We start from the raw sequence: 15699 nt of genomic DNA, 5'->3' as shown, positions 1-15699 counted from the left end.
AATGGCAGTTGGCCCACTCGACTCCACGCAAACTTGCGATCCACTCTACCCACCTCCTTTTCTGAACAAGATGTAAAGAGTATACGAGAAGAAGTTGGAAAAATCAAGCATAGACAGCCATTTAGCTTCACAAAATTTTAATGTTTCAGAGCGCTTTTTATCGGGTAATAGTTGGTTTGTTGTTTATTTCCTCCTTTTTTTCCTATATAATCTTCGATAGACAAAAAAAGCGGCCGTTTGTTTTGCGGCTGCGATTACGTCAATTTTATAAAGGATAAGGGGAGCCTAATTGGAAAGAACAACAGCGAAGCGAATTTTTGACGAATTGCTGGACATGTCAGGCAGCGGGGTTTCCGTTAATATAAAATCCAGGTTTCCTGGAGGGCGCAACGTCGGCGGGAAATACAGCATCGGGGACCACTCGGTTACGATGTACCTTGGCGAAATCAAGAAGCAATGCATGACGCTGTTCGGTTCGCTCGACGGGTATGAGGCGATGCTGCGCATCGTGTTCGCCCATGAGCTCGGGCATGCCGAAGATCCTATGTTAAGCGAATTAAGCGAAGAGATGGATATGTGTCAAACCGGGTTGGAACGAAAGCGGATTGCCCTGCGGATCGAGGAGAACGCTTGGGATTACGCGCGTAATCTGGTGCCTGTTCAAGATCGTCAGATGATGGAGACGGTGATATTTTATTCCCTGGAGGCTTACCGCGAAGCGATCGCGCTGGAATCGGCCCAGGAAATTGCCTAAATCCCGCATAAATAGAAGGGTTGGACCCCCGGATGGCCGGGGGCTCAACCCTTTTTTTATTTGATCGAGATATTTCCCGACGTGGTTCTCACCTTGATGACATCCTTCGTAACCATCGGGGAGTCGGGGGCATGCACATCCCCGGAGGTTGCCTTCAAATCGTAGATGCCTTGGAAGCCGGGGTCGTTGGATAGCCTAACGTCGCCCGAAGTGACGGAAATATCCAGGGAATCGGAGCGCTGGCCGGTCAGCGTGACGCTGCCGGATTGATTTTTGATGGATCCGTCTCCGGTAAAATTATTAATATCAATATCGCCGGAGGTCAAGCCGACTTCAATCGATCCGTTCACGCCATCGAACGAAAGATTGCCGGAGGTGCCGTGCGCGGCCAGTTTTCCCTCCAGATTCCCCACCTTAATATTGCCGGATCCGTTTTTAATCTCGGTTTCCCCCTGGACGTCGGAGGCTTCGAGATTACCCGACGTAGCCTTAAGCCGCAAATGTTCGGTTGTTACATCGGTGGCGGTCAGATTCCCCGAAGTGGTCGTCAGTTCAATATCCTTGGCGCGAAGCCCTGTAAACCGGCCGCTGTTGGACAGCAGATTGAACTTGATCCGATCGATCATGCCGGGGTCAGCCAGGGCGACGGTCATATGCTGCCTCGAACTTTGAAAGTTAATGGAGAGGAAGGTCAGTTTGAAGTCTTCCTTTAAGCTCATCGTTACGTCGGGCCCCGTAAAAGAACTGTTCTTTAATTTGTCGATCAGCCCCTGATCCATGTTGCCGCTGAGCTCGATATAGTCGGTTCCGTCCGGGCTTTCGATAAACTCAACGTCCATATCGTAGTTGCTGTCCACTTTCAAGGATTGGAGATCGGAAACCACCCATTTTTGTTCAAAATGCGGCTTTTCCTCCCCGAATTTGAAGCCTTGGTAAGCCATGCCGGCAAAACCCGCAATAATCAAAGCGATGGCCACGACGGACCATTTTTTCGTGTTCCTTCTCATGCTTTATTCCCTCCATGTGCCGTTTGAACATTCCATGTCCAATACGATTTGCTAATACGGATCAACCATTTAAAAACCGGCTTCGACGCGAGCGCCAGAAGGATGCCTAATCCCATAAGAACGAGAACGGCATAGTTCTTGGCCGGTAAAACGCTGTTGCCGACGAGATATTCGAGGCCGAGCGACACCGGGCTGAGCAGCATGCCAGCCGCGGCCGTGGCCAGGCTGACTCCGAGCATCCAGAGCGAGATCAGCAGCGGAACGGCAACCATATTCAAAAAGAAAAGCCCGGTATACACCATCGCCGAGGCGAATCCACTGCGGCCCGGTCTTGCCGCCGAAGCGATCGGGGGACCCGTCGGTTCGGGTACGGCGTTCGGATTGAACCAGTATACGGGTTCTTTGGCGGAAAAGCGCCCGTCGATGGCTTCTTTGGCCAGTTCGGCCGGATTGCCGAGTTCCATGGCAATCTCTTCTTCCGTCTTGCCGTTTTGCAGGGCAAAGGTGAAGTGAGCTTCGTAGTCTTCCATCAACTCTTGGCGTTCTTCCGGCGGCAAAACCGACAAATGATCATGAAGTTGGGCTAAAAATTCGCTCTTATTCATAAGCGGCTTCCTCTCTCGATTAGATTTGATACACTTTTGACGAATTGCTTCCACTCCACGACGAGCTTCCGCATGTAACTTTCACCTTCGGGTGTCAGCTTGTAATATTTGCGCGGTGGTCCTTCCGAAGATTCCTGCAGATAGGTCGTGCAATACCCTTCACCCACCAGCCTGCGGAGCAGGGGATACAGGGCGCCTTCCGCGACCTCGATATGCTGGGAGACGGATTGGGCCAGTTCATAACCGTAACGGTCATGTTCGTGGATCAGCACCAGAACGCATAATTCCAAGGCGCCTTTCTTGAATTGGACGCTTATATCCAACGACATCGCCTCATTTCCGCTGTTTATTGAACATCAGTACTGAATATTGATTAGTATCATCGGGAACATACTACCACACAGTACTGAATAATGCAACATAGTGAACACAGATTAGACCGAAGCCAAAAAAGAGGCGAGCCGGATAAATCGCGTTCTCCGGTCGCCTCGTTTTGATGAAGAAGAGTTTGCGTTTGTTTACTGGGCACTGAGCGGCTTAAGGTTTTCCGTTGCCGGACCCTCGATGACGGCTCCCGTGTGATCGAACCGGGAGCCGTGGCAAGGGCAATCCCAGGTGCGTTCGGCCTGATTCCAATTACATTCGCACCCCATATGCGTACAGGTTGTGTCCACGAGGTGAAGATGGCCGTCGGGGTCTCTGTAAGCGCCCGCCCTTTTGCCGAGGTGCCGTACGGTACCCCCTTCGTCCGGACCGAGTTCCTCCGGCCTGCGGTGGATGATTTCCACCTTCCCGGCAATCAACTGTTTGGCGACGTCGACATTCTGCACCGCGATGTTTTTGATGCTCGGGTTGGCTTTGAATCTGGAAGGGGTGAATAAATCCGCATAGCGGTTCTCTTTTCCCTGAATCAAATCGGACAGAAGCAGGGCGGACAAGGTGCCGCTGGTCATGCCCCATTTGGCGAAGCCGGTTGCTACATAAATCCGGGGATGGTCTGAAGTCACCGGCCCGATGTACGGTACTTGGTCGATGGTGACCAGATCCTGCGCGGACCAACGGTAAGGGATCGACTTGATGCCGAAAGTCAAGCCGCCGAACTTTTCCAGCTCTTCGTAATGCTTGATCGTACAGTCGCTTTGTCCGGTTTTATGCGATTCGCCTCCGACCAGAATCAACTGCTTGCCGTCGAACTCGGCGGCGCGGAGCGATCGCTTCGGATTTCCGCAGTTGATGTACATGCCGCCTTCAAACGGCGTTTCCGGCTCGATGGCCACCGCGTAGGAGCGGTCGGCATGAAGCCGGGTAAAGTAAAGCCCGCCGCCGTCGAAAAATGGATAATGCGAGGCGGAAATTGCGTGGCGGCAGGTAATGATGACGCCGGACTCCGTCTTGAGCAGCAGTTTTCCGTCGCCCATTTCTTCCGCGGAATCCGCCACGGTGCTGTTCTCGTAAAATTTCCCGCCATGCTCGGACACGAAATCCACCAGGGTGCGCAAATATTGAAGCGGATGGAACCGGGCCTGGTCCGGCATCCGGATCGCCCCGAGGGCCTCGACCGGCAAAGGAAGAGCGTCCTCCCACTTGCCCGGAAGGTTTAACTTTTCGTAAGCCGCCCATTCATTTTTGAGCTGTGTTAGCTGCTCTTCGGAGTCGGCGTACAAGTAGGCGTCCTCTCGTTTGAATTGACAGTCGATCCGGTGCTCGCGAACGGTTTCATCCATAAAGCGCAGCGCTTCCTCATTGGCCTCGAAATACAATCTGGCCGCCTCTTCGCCGAAATGGGAAATCAGGCTGTCGTAGATCATGCCGTGCTGGGAGGTGATTTTCGCGGTGGTGTAGCCTGTGGTTCCGTCCAGAATGTTTCCGGCATCGACTACGGCAACGCTCAGTCCGGCCTTGACCAGAAGGTAAGCGGCCGTGATTCCGGTAATCCCCGCGCCGGCGATCAGAACATCGGTCTGGATATCCTCCTGGAGAGCGGGGAAGGAAGGAAACGAGGTCGTGTCCTTCCAGAGCGATTTCGGGTATTGAGGCAGCCCAGTTGCATCTTGCGGCGTGCTGTTCATGAATTTGCTCCTCCTTACGTTTTTTTCTCATTATTACCACCTTGAGGTCTTTAGAAACGAGCGGGAGGAAGGCCGGAGATTTCGCATGAAAACGGAATGAAAAGCAAATACTGGGCACAGGAAAGGGGAAATTGACGAATAGTGAAATAAGACTTATACTAATTCTAAAACAATGATTTCAAAGGAATGATCATAGATATGAAATCCCTTAATCTGACGACCCAGCGCCAGGCCGTCTACGATGTCGTCCGGAATGCGAACGACCATCCCACCGCGGCCGAGGTGATGAACCGCCTGGTGGAACAAGGCTACAACTTTGCTTACGGGACGGTATATAATTCCCTTCGTTATTTGACGGATAAAGAGTTGATTCGCGAGTTGAAGCTCGGCGAGGCCGCCAGCCGTTATGATGCCAAAATGGACGATCACCAGCATATTTTATGTGAAGTATGCGGTCGCGTCGACGAGGTGATGACCCAAGTTCCCGAGGAATGGAGCGAAGCCGTCGCCAAAGAAACCGGTTATGATGTCCATCATGCCCACGTCGTATTCGGAGGAGTGTGCCCATCATGCCGGCAGAAGAAGTGAAGGAGCGTGATCGTATGACTGCAGGACATAAGACGCCGATCAGGCGGCCCGAAGCATTCGGGACGACGTTGACCGACGAGAGCTATGACGGCCCGCAAATGTGTCCGGTCACGCAGCGCGTTATTCTCGTCAGCCCTTTTCCGGGCGGCATTCACGAACTTGTCCGCGATTTATCGGAGGGCTGCTTCGACGTCCTGGTATTCCATCACTGGGAGCAGGGAATCCGCAATGCGCAGGCCGCGGACCTGCTGATCTTCGATCTGACGCCATACCGCGATGCCGAAGAGATTCTGCCGATCAGAGCGATCGCCCAAGAGGCCGGAAACGTACCGTCCTTACTGTTGGTGAATGATCGGCTGCTCTCCGGTCTGGACCAGGGGCTGATGAATCAGGAGCTGTTGCTTTGGCCGGCGCGCCCCGGCGAAATTGTCTACCACGCCCAGCGGATCATCCGAAACGGAGGCAAGCGAGCGCAGGCTTCCCGGCTGCTAACGGGAACCTCTCCGGCGATCTTCAAGGACCTGTGGATCGACCGCAAGAAGATGGCGGTCTATCGCAGCGGCTCCAAAATCGCCCTGACCAAGACGGAGTACGAACTGCTGGTCAAGCTGCTGGAGCAGGAGGGACGGGTCCTATCGCGGGAGGAATTGCTAGCCGAGGTCTGGGGCACCTCCTTCCTGGGCGGAAGCAACATCGTGGACGTGCATATCAAAAGTCTTCGCAAGAAACTCGGCGACCGCGCCGTAAACTCCACTTATATTTCCACGGTAAGAGGCGTGGGTTATCGGTTGGCGGATTAATTGCCCGCCGATGTTGCATTAAACCTGACGTGGCGTCGACCATTTTGAAGCCGACTCGCCGAGTTAAGAAGCGGCGGCGTGCTGAACTGGATCCGGCGCCTGTTATTTTTCCTGGCCGCTCGATCATAGCGGTCTTTTGGTGTGATCTCAGCCCGATTCGGTTTCGCGGGGATGATAGGCACTAGCGTTTCATTAAACAAATTAAACTTGAGCAAATTTGTCGGTGGCCAACTCCGTTTTGAGGTAAGGGAAGTGAATAAGGGTCTTTAGCGGCGCGATTTTGTCGAAATTGGCTCATCGGAACCGAATAGCGGCTTTTAAGGCGCTTATTTTTGGAAAGAAGCGGTCCAACCCTGATTTGGGGCCAGTACAAGGTAAATAAGGCCCTTTTTGACCTCTATTATGCCCGTGGAGCCTAGTTGGACCGAAATAACGGCCCAAAAGGCCGTTATTCGATGGGAGGCAAGAGAAGCCGCGGGTACCAGACTAGACCCCGTTTCCCACGCCGCCGCTAAAATCGGCGAATAAGTCTTATGGTCGACAGCCATTCAAGCAACATCCTCAATTGTAGATATAAACTCCCACCGTCGGAGTCTACACCATTTAACGGGAGAATATCCCGTTAATATACCGCTCTTGGCTTTTCGATCCGATTTAGCTGGAAAAACTCCATCTATTTCGCGGCCCTATTGCCGAAATACACAATTTCAGGCGATTTAACGGGAGATTTTCCCGCTAATTCAACTCTACAGCCGCCTACGTACCAAAATAACGGGAAGAATTCCCGTTAATTTGAACAGCCGTATAAGCGCCAAATTAACATGGATCGATGATTTGGGGTGGAGGACTCGGTAAGTACGCAGTCTTCACACCCATAGACATCCAAATCGTATTAGGCCCATGGCGATCAAGGTGCTTAGCGTACTCCCGACACTTCCCACCTCCAACCTTCTAACTTCTAACTCCAAAAAGATTCAAAAAGATGCAAATCTGCAGGCATTTAGGCCGATTCCCGTGGGGATGCGAAAAAAGATGCGAATCTGCAGGAATTTCTAGCAATTTTAGAGGAACGAGCCGGTTTCGTCGAAAATTCCTGCAGAATCGCAGGAATTTTGAAATTTTGACCCCAAATAAGAAAAAAACATGCACATATGCAGGAATTCTATGTTATCCACGTTGTCTCATAGATGGGGGGGAAACTAGCGTCGCGATTATCATGACTCGGCTTTAAAATAAGCATGACTTCTTGCATGATGTCGTTTAATCTGAAATAAAGAATACGGCCGCGGGTCGGCCGAGACGGAGGGGGAGATTTATGGCACGCAGGTTAGAGGGCAAAAGGGTGGCCATCACCGGTCCGCGAAGAGCCGAGGAACTTGGAAAGCTTGTCGAGAATATGGGGGGCACTCCTCTCTTTAGGCCGGCGCAAGGGACGGTGCTGCTCGATGACCTGGATTTGCGGAACGGTCTCGTATCTTGGGTGAACCGGCCGCCGGAATGGTCGATTTTCACCACGGGAGCAGGTCTCGACGCGCTGTTTGATATGGCCGAGGACATGGGAATCGCCGAGGCCTTTTGGGATATTCTCCGCAGCGGGCACATCGCCGCCAGGGGGTACAAAACAGCGAACGCTTTAAAAAAGCGGCAGCTTACGCCGCTTGTGCGGGATGACGATGGCAGCACCGAGGGATTGATCCGCGGGCTGGCGGAGCATTCTTTTGCGGGAAAAAAAGTGTTCCTGCAGCTGCACGGAGATCCCGCGCCACGGTTGACGAGCTGGCTTGAACAGCAAGGGGCCGAATGCCGGCAGATCCTGCCCTACCGCCACACGGCCCCGCCTGCCGAGGATCTGGAGCGGCTGTTGTCCGATCTCATCGGCGGCGAGGTGGATGCCGTGACATTTACGAGCGGGCCGCAGGTCCGATTTTTGATGGAGCACGCCTCCAGGGAAGGAAAGCTGGCAGCGCTTATGGAAGCGCTGGAAGGGCCGGTGATCGCCGTGGCGGTCGGCAAGGTAACGGCCCAGGGGCTGTTTGAGGCCGGGGTTCCCCGCGTCGTGGCTCCCCGCGAAGAGCGGATGGGCAGCATGATGGTGGAACTGGCCCGTTATTATGCCGGAGAAGTCGAGGCCCGGACGAACCGGGATCGCCGGTAAACGAAAAAATTATGGATTTGCGAGTACATCCGGGCATGTCATAGGGTATTACTAAGTAACGAGTGCATTGTCTTGTCATGCAATTCAATTCCATGGTGAAAGGATGTTGAACATGAGCGATCTGTTAAAGAAGGCCATCTCGCTCGGATGGGGACTTACGATTGTCAGCAAGGAGAAGGTCGAGAGCCTTGTCGACGATTTGGTCAAGCGCGGCGAACTCGCCCCTTCGGAATCCAAGCAGCTTGTGGAACGTCTCATCGATAGAGGAGCGGAGGAGCAAAACCGCTTCAAGGAATTGGTGAATGAGCAAGTAAAGTCGGTGCTTCAAACCATGGGGCTTGCTTCGGCGAAGGAAGTAGAGGAACTGACGCGGCGGGTGGCCGAGCTGGAAATTAAACTGGCCGAGCTGCAGCAACCGTAACGATGGGGATCCGTATCCGTCATTCCGGCAGGTACCGGGAGATTGCCATGGCGCTGGGGCGCCATGGCTTCGGCTATTTGGCCGAGGAAATCGGGCTCACCCGCCTGTTTGCCGCCCCGCATCGTTGGATCTTTAAAACGGAGCCGGAGAGTTTGACGTTGGCGGAACGCATCCGCCTGGTGATGGAGGAACTCGGTCCGACGTTCATTAAGCTGGGTCAATTGGCCAGTACCCGCTCCGACCTGCTTCCGGAACCGGTTATCGCCGAACTCGTGAAATTGCAGGATCAGGTCCCGCCGTTTTCGGCAAAAGAATCTTTAAGCATTATAGAAGAAGAATTCGGTATGCCCGCCTCTGAACTGCTGGACCATTTCGAGGAAGTTCCCATCGCCGCCGCGTCCATCGGGCAGGTTCATAAGGGCAGGCTGGTTACGGGGGAAGAAGTGGCCATCAAAATTCAACGCCCCGGCGTCGTCCCACAGGTAGAGCGGGATTTGGATATTTTGAAGAACTTAACTTCTCTCGCGCACAAAAGGTGGCCCTGGGTGGAACGGTATCAAATCCCTCAGATGGTCGACGAATTTGCCCGCTCCATCTCGGCGGAGCTGGACTACAGCATCGAGGGCCGCAATATGGAGAAAATCCGCCGACAGTTTACGGACAGTGAAGCGATCTGCATTCCTCGCGTCCATTGGCACTGTTCGACGTCCAAAGTACTGACGATGGATTTCGTTGAGGGGATTCATCTGAATCGGCTGGCCGATTTGAAACGGGGCGGTTTCGATACAAGAAGGATCGCCGAGACGCTGGTGAACGCCATGCTGCATCAAATATTTGCGGGCGGATTTTTCCATGCCGATCCTCATCCGGGCAACCTGCTGATGACGCCGGACGGGAAGCTGGCTTTTATTGATTTCGGAATGATCGGACGGCTTAGTCCGGAGATGCGCGATCATTTATCCTCCTTGGTTATCGCCTTGATGCGTCGGAGCAACGAGGGCATGCTCCGGGCCATCCTGAGGATGGGATTGCTGGAAGAAGCCGCCGACCTGAACGGCTTGCGGAACGACTTGAACCGGCTGCATGACCGATACTATGATATTCCGTTTTCGGAAATCAGCATCGGGGAGGCGCTGAACGATTTGTTTGCGACCGCCCAGCGGCATCGCATCATTCTTCCCCCGGATTTTCTGCTCTTGGGGAAGGCGCTGCTTACCCTGGAGGGTGTGGCCATCAGCCTGGATCCGCACTTGAGCATCCTCGATTTGGCCGAGCCGTTCGGCAAGAAGCTGCTGCGCGAGAAATTCGACACCCGCCGCCTCGGCAAACGGTTCATCGGGGGAGCGATCGATCTGGCGGACGCCCTGACGGGGTTGCCCGGACAGATTGACCGCCTCTTCACCTTAATCGGCAAAGGGAAAGTGAAGCTGGAGATGAGTGTTCCCGAAACGGAACAATTTCTGAGGAAGCTGGATCAGATCGGGAATCGGCTCTCCTTCAGCATTGTGCTTCTCGCGTTCAGTATCATTATGGTCGGGTTGATCATCGGCTCTTCATTGACGCGCAGGCCGACCGTTCTATGGAATATTCCCGCGATCGAGATCGGTTTTATCGTCGCGGCTTTGATGGTCATCTGGCTGCTTTACTCGATATTCAGGTCGGGGCGGTTTTAGCCGAAAAAATGCGGGAGTAGATCGATTGTCAAGGAAATCCGGCTATGCCGCTATGCTTCAGAAATTACGCCGGGTGAACTCCGTTAAGCGGTCCTTGGGGACGAAGACGGGGTTCTTTTCATGATTCAGGGGGTTCTGGGCGAAAACTTGCATGCCGGACGGAATTTTGGGGAAATCTCTGGTACAATAGGAAGGCCCGCAGAATGTCCGATAAAGCGGCGAATAACTAATGAGGTGAATTTTTTGGCGACTTTTCAAAGTATGGGTCTCTCGAAGGCCATTTTGCAAATATTGCGGGGACAAGGGATTGTGAATCCGACTCCGGTGCAGGAAAAGGCGATTCCCGAGCTCCTTGCCGGTGAGGACGTGATTGTCCAGGCCCAGACGGGTACGGGAAAAACACTGGCTTTTCTGCTGCCGATCATGGAAAAGATCCGGGCCGACCGTCCGGAAGCGCAGGCGCTCATCATTACTCCGACGCGTGAGCTCGCTCTGCAGATTACCGTGGAAGCTCGCAAGCTGGCCGACGCCCGCGAAGGGATGTCTGTGCTTGCCGCCTACGGCGGCCAGGATGTGGAGCGGCAGCTCCGTAAGCTCCAGAACGGCGCGCAGCTCGTGATCGGCACCCCGGGACGGCTGCTCGACCACTTGCGCCGCGGCTCGCTCACCCTGGGCGCCGTGCGCATGCTGGTGCTGGACGAAGCGGATCAGATGCTGCACATGGGCTTTTTGGCGGAAGTGGAGGAGATTATCCGCCAAGTACCGCGCAGCCGCCAGACGATGCTGTTCTCGGCGACGATGCCCGATAACGTAAGGCACCTGGCTAGAACGTATATGCAGCAGCCTCGGGATATCCGCATCGCGGAAACCTCGCGGGTGACGCTGGACAGCATCCAGCAGATTCTCGTCGAATGCACCGACCGCACCAAGCAGGAGGCGCTGATCGCGATGATCCGCCAGCACCGGCCGTATCTGGCGGTGATCTTTTGCCGGACGAAGCGGCGGGCAAGCACGCTGAATGAGGCGCTCCAAGCAGCCGGATTCGCTTCGGACGAGCTGCACGGGGACTTGTCGCAGTCCAAGCGCGAGCAAGTGATGCGCGCCTTCCGCGAGGCCAAGCTCGAGCTGCTGGTGGCGACGGACGTCGCCGCCCGGGGCATCGATGTCGAGGGCGTGACGCATGTGTTCAACTACGACATCCCGCAGGACGTCGAAAGTTACATTCACCGGATCGGCCGGACGGGCCGGGCCGGGGAGAAAGGGATCGCGGTGACCTTCGCGGCCCCGAAGGATGTGGAAGCGCTCCGCAACATCGAGCGCGGCATTTCCCGCCGCCTGGAGCGGCGGCGGTATGAGAAGGGCGGCGTGGAGGCCGTCGGCAACGCCGCCCAGAACCGCCGCGGCCCCGGCGAAGCGGCGGAGCGCGGCCGCGCGCAAGGCGAGCGCCGCGGGGAAGGGGCTTCCGCCGGCCGGCGGAAGCCGGGCACGGCGCCCGCCAAGGGCGGCTCGCGCGGCCAAGGCGGCAGCCGCGGCGGAGGCAGCGCCAAGCGCGGGAGCGATGGCAGCGCGGCATCCGGACGCGGCCGGCGCGGTGGCGGCCGGGAGCAGCAGGGCGGGCGGCGCGGCCGGAATGACGGCGGCCGCCGGGGACGCTAGAGATTTTGCGAAGTTCGCCTGAGCTCGTGGGGCGTGGGGGCCAATGGCCGTAACCGCCTCCCTTTGAAGCCGGGCGGGTGGATAAGGGCCGTTTGCGGCGCTATTTTGTCGAATTTGGCTCTTCGAGGTGAAATAGAGGTCATTTGGGGCCTTATTTTAGAGAAAGTCGGGCAAAAACCGGATTTTTGGGCTCGTACTAGAGAAATAGGGCCCCTTTTGGCCGCTATTCTTCCCGAAAAAGCGAATCTGGGCGAAATAGCGGCCCAAACCGCCGCTATTATAACGGACGGCCAGAAAAAGTTGCGGACCGGCAGCACTATGTCAGGTTTAATGCAACGTCAGTGCTTCAATGAGCCAAATTCGGCAAATTCGCGGCGTAATAGATGGCTGTTATCCTGGAATTGCAGGAGTCATAACCATTTTTGCTCCGAACAGAAAAATGGCGGACAAGCAGGGTTTATATGTAATCAAGTTTGTCTGATGAAGCACGAGGTATTGTGGAAAAAAACGGGCAGCGGTAACTTATTAAAACATCGGCACGTCTGTATAGGGAGAAACCGCAAACTTATATGGGAGGAATCGAGATGAGAAACCGGACGGGCAAGGGAGTGGGATACGCTCTTGTCTTTGTTCTAATGACTATGCTTCTTGGCGCTTGCGCCAGCGACATCCCGGACACGGCTAAAACGTCGAACTCAGGTGTTACGGAAGATGCCGGAAATGCTGGAAACGCTGGAAACGCCGGAAACGCCGGAAACGCCGGAAACGCCGGAAATACGGGCAACGGCACCGGCGATGAAGCCGCAGGGAATTCCGCCGCCAATTCTACTGACGCGGACACCGTAAAGGCCGGAAGTAAAGCGGGTAGCGGGACGAAGAACCAAAGCCATTCTGAGCTGCAGGGCTCGGCGGACGATGCGAAGGGCGGAAGCAAAGCCGCCGCAGCGGACCCGGAAAGTGTTGCGGTGCTGGTTAACAAGGAGTATGCGCTGCCGGAGGATTACAAGCCGGAGGACTTGGTCTATCCGGATGTCCGTTTTACGTTTAAGGAGAAGATCGAGAAGCGAAAAATGCGCAAAGAAGCGGCCTCCGCGCTGGAGGAGCTGTTTGCGGGAGCCGAGAAAGACAACATTTACCTGGCCGGCGTTTCGGCCTATCGGTCGCACAGCACGCAGACATCGCTTTTTAACCGATATGTGAAAAAGGACGGGCTGGAGAAAGCCAAAACCTACAGCGCCGTTCCCGGGCACAGCGAACATGAGACCGGATTGGCGATCGATGTGAGCGGCAGCGACGGAAAATGTGCGGCCGAAGATTGTTTCGGCGGTACCAAGGAAGCCGATTGGCTGGCAAAGTACGCGCATAAATACGGGTTTATCATTCGCTATCCGGAAGGAAAAGAAAATATCACCGGATATAAATACGAACCTTGGCATCTGCGTTATGTAGGCAAGGAGATCGCCGCGGATATCGTTGAGCGCGAGATCACGCTGGAAGAGTATTACGACGCCGTGCCGGTTTCCGCGAACCCTTAACCTGACGGGCGGCAATTCCAACGCGCCATTCTGGTTCATCGTTCCGTGAACGGGTTATGTAGTAACGAACCGCATAACTCATTCAAGGAGGCGATCAGCATGTCCGAACACAACCATGTAGTGAACAAAGACGGCGAAGTGACGCTGGGAAAAGTGGATGATGCCCTCAACCGGATTGATGATGAGCGGAAGGAAGAGATTTTGCAGAGCTTCGAATCGTTTAAAAAATACCTGGGAGAGCGGGTCAAACTCGCCCAAAGCATGGGGATGAGCGAAGAAACGATGACGCAAGCCGCCGAGAAAGTCGGCAACTACCTGGCCGCCAAGGAAGATCCGCGCAACCGCGAGGAGAAGCTGCTGCAGGAGTTATGGAATGCCGGCGATCAGGAGCATCGCCATGCGCTGGCCCATATGCTGGTCAGACTGGCACAAAAAGCACATTAACCAGCATAAGCGGCTATTAAGTGACTTTTAAGCCCGCTTAGGCAAGTAAATGTGCGGAATATAGGCAAAGTACGATCCGGGCGCCTTTTGGGCGTCCTTTTTGCGTTTGCGGAAGAAGTTCTTATTGACAAATGATAATGATTATCAGTATCTTTAAAAAGAAGAGATGATGAAGATCCGATGAAGAAGATAAAGACATTAAAGATAAAGGTCGGGTTCGGTGCGTTATCCCGATTTCAGGTCATAGACACGAAAGGAAGATGAATGATGGCGACGTTGAACACCTCGCATTTGGATATCGCTTATGAGGACCGGTTGATCGTTCAGGACCTGAATATATCCATCCCGCAAGGGAAAATAACGGCTTTGGTCGGAGCCAACGGCTCGGGGAAATCGACGATTTTGAAGACGATGGCCCGCATTTTGCATCCTAAAGGCGGCAGTGTACTGCTGGACGGAAAGTCGATTCACAAGCAATCCACCCGTGAAGTCGCCAAACAATTGGCGATACTGCCGCAAAACCCAACGGCGCCCGAAGGGTTGACGGTTTATGAACTGGTATCCTATGGGCGGTTTCCGCATCAAAAAGGCTTCGGGGGTTTGAAGTCGGAGGACCGGGACGTCATCAACTGGGCAATCGAGGCAACGGGCATGAATGAATTCAGCGACCGGGCATTGGAGCATCTGTCCGGCGGACAGCGTCAACGGGCCTGGATTGCCATGGCCCTGGCTCAAGAGACGGATATTTTGTTCCTGGATGAGCCGACCACGTTCCTCGATATGGCGCATCAACTGGAAGTGCTGCAGCTGCTGGAGGAATTGAACGCGGAATCGGGGCGAACCATCGTGATGGTGGTGCACGACTTGAACCATGCCGCGAGATACGCGCATCACATGATCGCCATTAAGAAAGGCCAGGCGATCGCGGTGGGAGCCCCCGAAGAAGTGGTGACCTCCGAGGTGCTGCGTGAAGTGTTCGGTATCGAAGCGGATATTGTCACCGACCCTCGCAGCGGGGTGCCGCTGTGTCTGCCTTATGAGCTCTACCGCGCGGCGACGGAGGGCCGGGTACGGGCCGGGAAGAAGGGGATTCTGGACGGTAAAGTAGCATCCATCCTTTAGGGATGGCGGTTTAAAGATCGGGAGGGTATTCAAGATGACGATCAATTTTGAGCTGCTGGACCGCGCGCTCTCCATCGTGACGGAAGAGAGGGAGAACGCGCTTGTCACGGTTTCGGCGGAACGGCTGTCCGAGCCCGAGCAAGCTCTGCGACTGCTCACCGTTTACCAGGAACAGATTAAAGGACGGGATATCCGGGTCGCTTCGACCTATTACGCCGCCTGTTGGCGCGTGGTTCCCGCCGCTCTGCTGTACATGCTCGAGGCATGCGACGGCAGAGTGGATTTTTCGCTATCTAACCTTACTATTCAGATTGACATAGTAAATGATTATCCGCGGTTTTTTTTCGTGCTGAAGCGAAGCGACACGCTTCCTTGGCCGGCCGGACCGAAGGAGACCTGGCGCGAGCACTTATTGGGCGAATTCGTGAAGGATACCCTCCGTCCGGTTTTGGAGACGGCCGCATCGCTCTCCGGTCTGCCGCTCGGTCAAGTCTGGGGGCAGATGCCGCTCGGGGTCGAGTTTTATTTGAACTACTTGGCGGACCAATCGGGCGATTTACCGCTGAAGGAACGGCTCGGCGAGCAGTATGTTCTTTTCAGTAAGCGGTTGGGGGCGGAATGGTTCGGTCTGAAACGGAATCCGTTCGACGTGAAGGCCGTCTGGCTTGACGATCCTTACCGGCCCGGGGAACAGACCCGGATGAAACCGACCTGCTGCCTGGCGTACCGGACGGACTCCGGCCATGGCTATTGTTACGGCTGCCCCAAACTTTCGAAGGAAGAACGGGAAGCCAAGCGTCAAGAAATTTTGGCGGCTGCGGCCTCTAAGGGGTAGCGGCTCTTTTTACATAATGGAAATCGGAAGGGATG

General features: G+C 54.9%; 15 protein-coding genes. 11 read left to right on the top strand and 4 right to left on the bottom strand.

The features are described 5' to 3' along the window. Positions 1-289: 289 nt before the first annotated feature. Entirely contained in the window at positions 290-754 is a 465-nt protein-coding gene (locus FRY98_RS14615) for a hypothetical protein (RefSeq protein ID WP_211373305.1), read from the top strand. Positions 755-810: 56 nt separating this feature from the next. Here the strand turns inward: FRY98_RS14615 and FRY98_RS14610 are convergent, their stop codons facing one another. The 4 genes from FRY98_RS14610 to FRY98_RS14595 all read right to left on the bottom strand — a co-directional run bounded on the left by FRY98_RS14610 (position 811) and on the right by FRY98_RS14595 (position 4435). Then, complete coding sequence (locus FRY98_RS14610) at positions 811-1761, bottom strand: DUF4097 family beta strand repeat-containing protein (RefSeq protein WP_148453119.1); 951 nt, start codon at positions 1759-1761, stop codon at positions 811-813. Further along, positions 1758-2366 (bottom strand): DUF1700 domain-containing protein, encoded by a 609-nt coding sequence (locus FRY98_RS14605; RefSeq protein ID WP_148453117.1) that lies wholly within the window; start codon positions 2364-2366, stop codon positions 1758-1760. The genes FRY98_RS14610 and FRY98_RS14605 overlap by 4 nt, the downstream gene beginning before the upstream one ends. Continuing rightward, on the bottom strand, positions 2363-2689 hold the full coding sequence (locus FRY98_RS14600; protein WP_148453114.1) for a PadR family transcriptional regulator: 327 nt from the start codon (positions 2687-2689) through the stop codon (positions 2363-2365). The genes FRY98_RS14605 and FRY98_RS14600 overlap by 4 nt, the downstream gene beginning before the upstream one ends. Positions 2690-2884: 195 nt before the next feature. Next, the gene (locus FRY98_RS14595) at positions 2885-4435 is read right to left on the bottom strand and encodes an FAD-dependent oxidoreductase (protein ID WP_148453111.1); all 1551 of its coding nucleotides are present in this window, start codon (positions 4433-4435) and stop codon (positions 2885-2887) included. Positions 4436-4633: 198 nt separating this feature from the next. Here FRY98_RS14595 and FRY98_RS14590 point away from each other — a divergent pair, with 198 nt between their 5' ends. From FRY98_RS14590 to FRY98_RS14545, 10 genes are all read left to right on the top strand, one after another. Then, the gene (locus FRY98_RS14590) at positions 4634-5023 is read left to right on the top strand and encodes a Fur family transcriptional regulator (RefSeq protein WP_148453109.1); all 390 of its coding nucleotides are present in this window, start codon (positions 4634-4636) and stop codon (positions 5021-5023) included. Then, a complete protein-coding gene (locus tag FRY98_RS14585; RefSeq protein ID WP_148453106.1) occupies positions 5005-5823 on the top strand; it encodes a winged helix-turn-helix transcriptional regulator in 819 nt (272 codons plus the stop codon). The genes FRY98_RS14590 and FRY98_RS14585 overlap by 19 nt, the downstream gene beginning before the upstream one ends. Positions 5824-7138: 1315 nt before the next feature. Then, complete coding sequence (locus FRY98_RS14580; protein ID WP_148453103.1) at positions 7139-7978, top strand: uroporphyrinogen-III synthase; 840 nt, start codon at positions 7139-7141, stop codon at positions 7976-7978. A gap of 112 nt (positions 7979-8090) precedes the next feature. Further along, entirely contained in the window at positions 8091-8399 is a 309-nt protein-coding gene (locus FRY98_RS14575) for a phasin family protein (protein ID WP_148453101.1), read from the top strand. A gap of 2 nt (positions 8400-8401) precedes the next feature. Then, entirely contained in the window at positions 8402-10072 is a 1671-nt protein-coding gene (locus FRY98_RS14570) for an ABC1 kinase family protein (RefSeq protein ID WP_148453098.1), read from the top strand. A 243-nt stretch (positions 10073-10315) separates the two neighbouring features. Continuing rightward, a complete protein-coding gene (locus FRY98_RS14565; protein WP_148453095.1) occupies positions 10316-11728 on the top strand; it encodes a DEAD/DEAH box helicase in 1413 nt (470 codons plus the stop codon). 584 nt (positions 11729-12312) lie between these two features. Next, a complete protein-coding gene (locus tag FRY98_RS14560; protein WP_249043420.1) occupies positions 12313-13263 on the top strand; it encodes a M15 family metallopeptidase in 951 nt (316 codons plus the stop codon). Between the two features lie 99 nt (positions 13264-13362). Beyond that, positions 13363-13707, top strand: a complete 345-nt coding sequence (locus FRY98_RS14555; RefSeq protein WP_148453089.1) for a DUF3243 domain-containing protein — start codon at positions 13363-13365, stop codon at positions 13705-13707. A 267-nt stretch (positions 13708-13974) separates the two neighbouring features. After that, positions 13975-14829 carry an ABC transporter ATP-binding protein gene (locus tag FRY98_RS14550; RefSeq protein WP_148454475.1) on the top strand — a complete coding sequence of 285 codons (855 nt, stop codon included), beginning with the start codon at positions 13975-13977 and terminating at the stop codon, positions 14827-14829. A 34-nt stretch (positions 14830-14863) separates the two neighbouring features. Beyond that, positions 14864-15664, top strand: coding sequence for a (2Fe-2S)-binding protein (locus tag FRY98_RS14545; RefSeq protein WP_148453086.1), 801 nt, complete (start codon positions 14864-14866; stop codon positions 15662-15664). Positions 15665-15699: the final 35 nt, after the last annotated feature.

This window comes from Paenibacillus faecis (assembly GCF_008084145.1).
In the GTDB taxonomy this organism is placed as follows: domain Bacteria; phylum Bacillota; class Bacilli; order Paenibacillales; family Paenibacillaceae; genus Fontibacillus; species Fontibacillus faecis.
Note: the sequence above shows the minus strand (reverse complement) of the source record. Positions and strands in the feature narration are given on the sequence as shown.

Coding starts and splice junctions, on each gene's coding strand:
- FRY98_RS14550 (WP_148454475.1), top strand. CDS start 13,975: ATGGCGACGTTGAACACCTCGCATTTGGATATCGCTTATGAGGACCGG.
- FRY98_RS14555 (WP_148453089.1), top strand. CDS start 13,363: ATGTCCGAACACAACCATGTAGTGAACAAAGACGGCGAAGTGACGCTG.
- FRY98_RS14595 (WP_148453111.1), bottom strand. CDS start 4,435: ATGAACAGCACGCCGCAAGATGCAACTGGGCTGCCTCAATACCCGAAA.
- FRY98_RS14590 (WP_148453109.1), top strand. CDS start 4,634: ATGAAATCCCTTAATCTGACGACCCAGCGCCAGGCCGTCTACGATGTC.
- FRY98_RS14575 (WP_148453101.1), top strand. CDS start 8,091: ATGAGCGATCTGTTAAAGAAGGCCATCTCGCTCGGATGGGGACTTACG.
- FRY98_RS14545 (WP_148453086.1), top strand. CDS start 14,864: ATGACGATCAATTTTGAGCTGCTGGACCGCGCGCTCTCCATCGTGACG.
- FRY98_RS14605 (WP_148453117.1), bottom strand. CDS start 2,366: ATGAATAAGAGCGAATTTTTAGCCCAACTTCATGATCATTTGTCGGTT.
- FRY98_RS14585 (WP_148453106.1), top strand. CDS start 5,005: ATGCCGGCAGAAGAAGTGAAGGAGCGTGATCGTATGACTGCAGGACAT.
- FRY98_RS14580 (WP_148453103.1), top strand. CDS start 7,139: ATGGCACGCAGGTTAGAGGGCAAAAGGGTGGCCATCACCGGTCCGCGA.
- FRY98_RS14570 (WP_148453098.1), top strand. CDS start 8,402: ATGGGGATCCGTATCCGTCATTCCGGCAGGTACCGGGAGATTGCCATG.
- FRY98_RS14560 (WP_249043420.1), top strand. CDS start 12,313: ATGAGAAACCGGACGGGCAAGGGAGTGGGATACGCTCTTGTCTTTGTT.
- FRY98_RS14610 (WP_148453119.1), bottom strand. CDS start 1,761: ATGAGAAGGAACACGAAAAAATGGTCCGTCGTGGCCATCGCTTTGATT.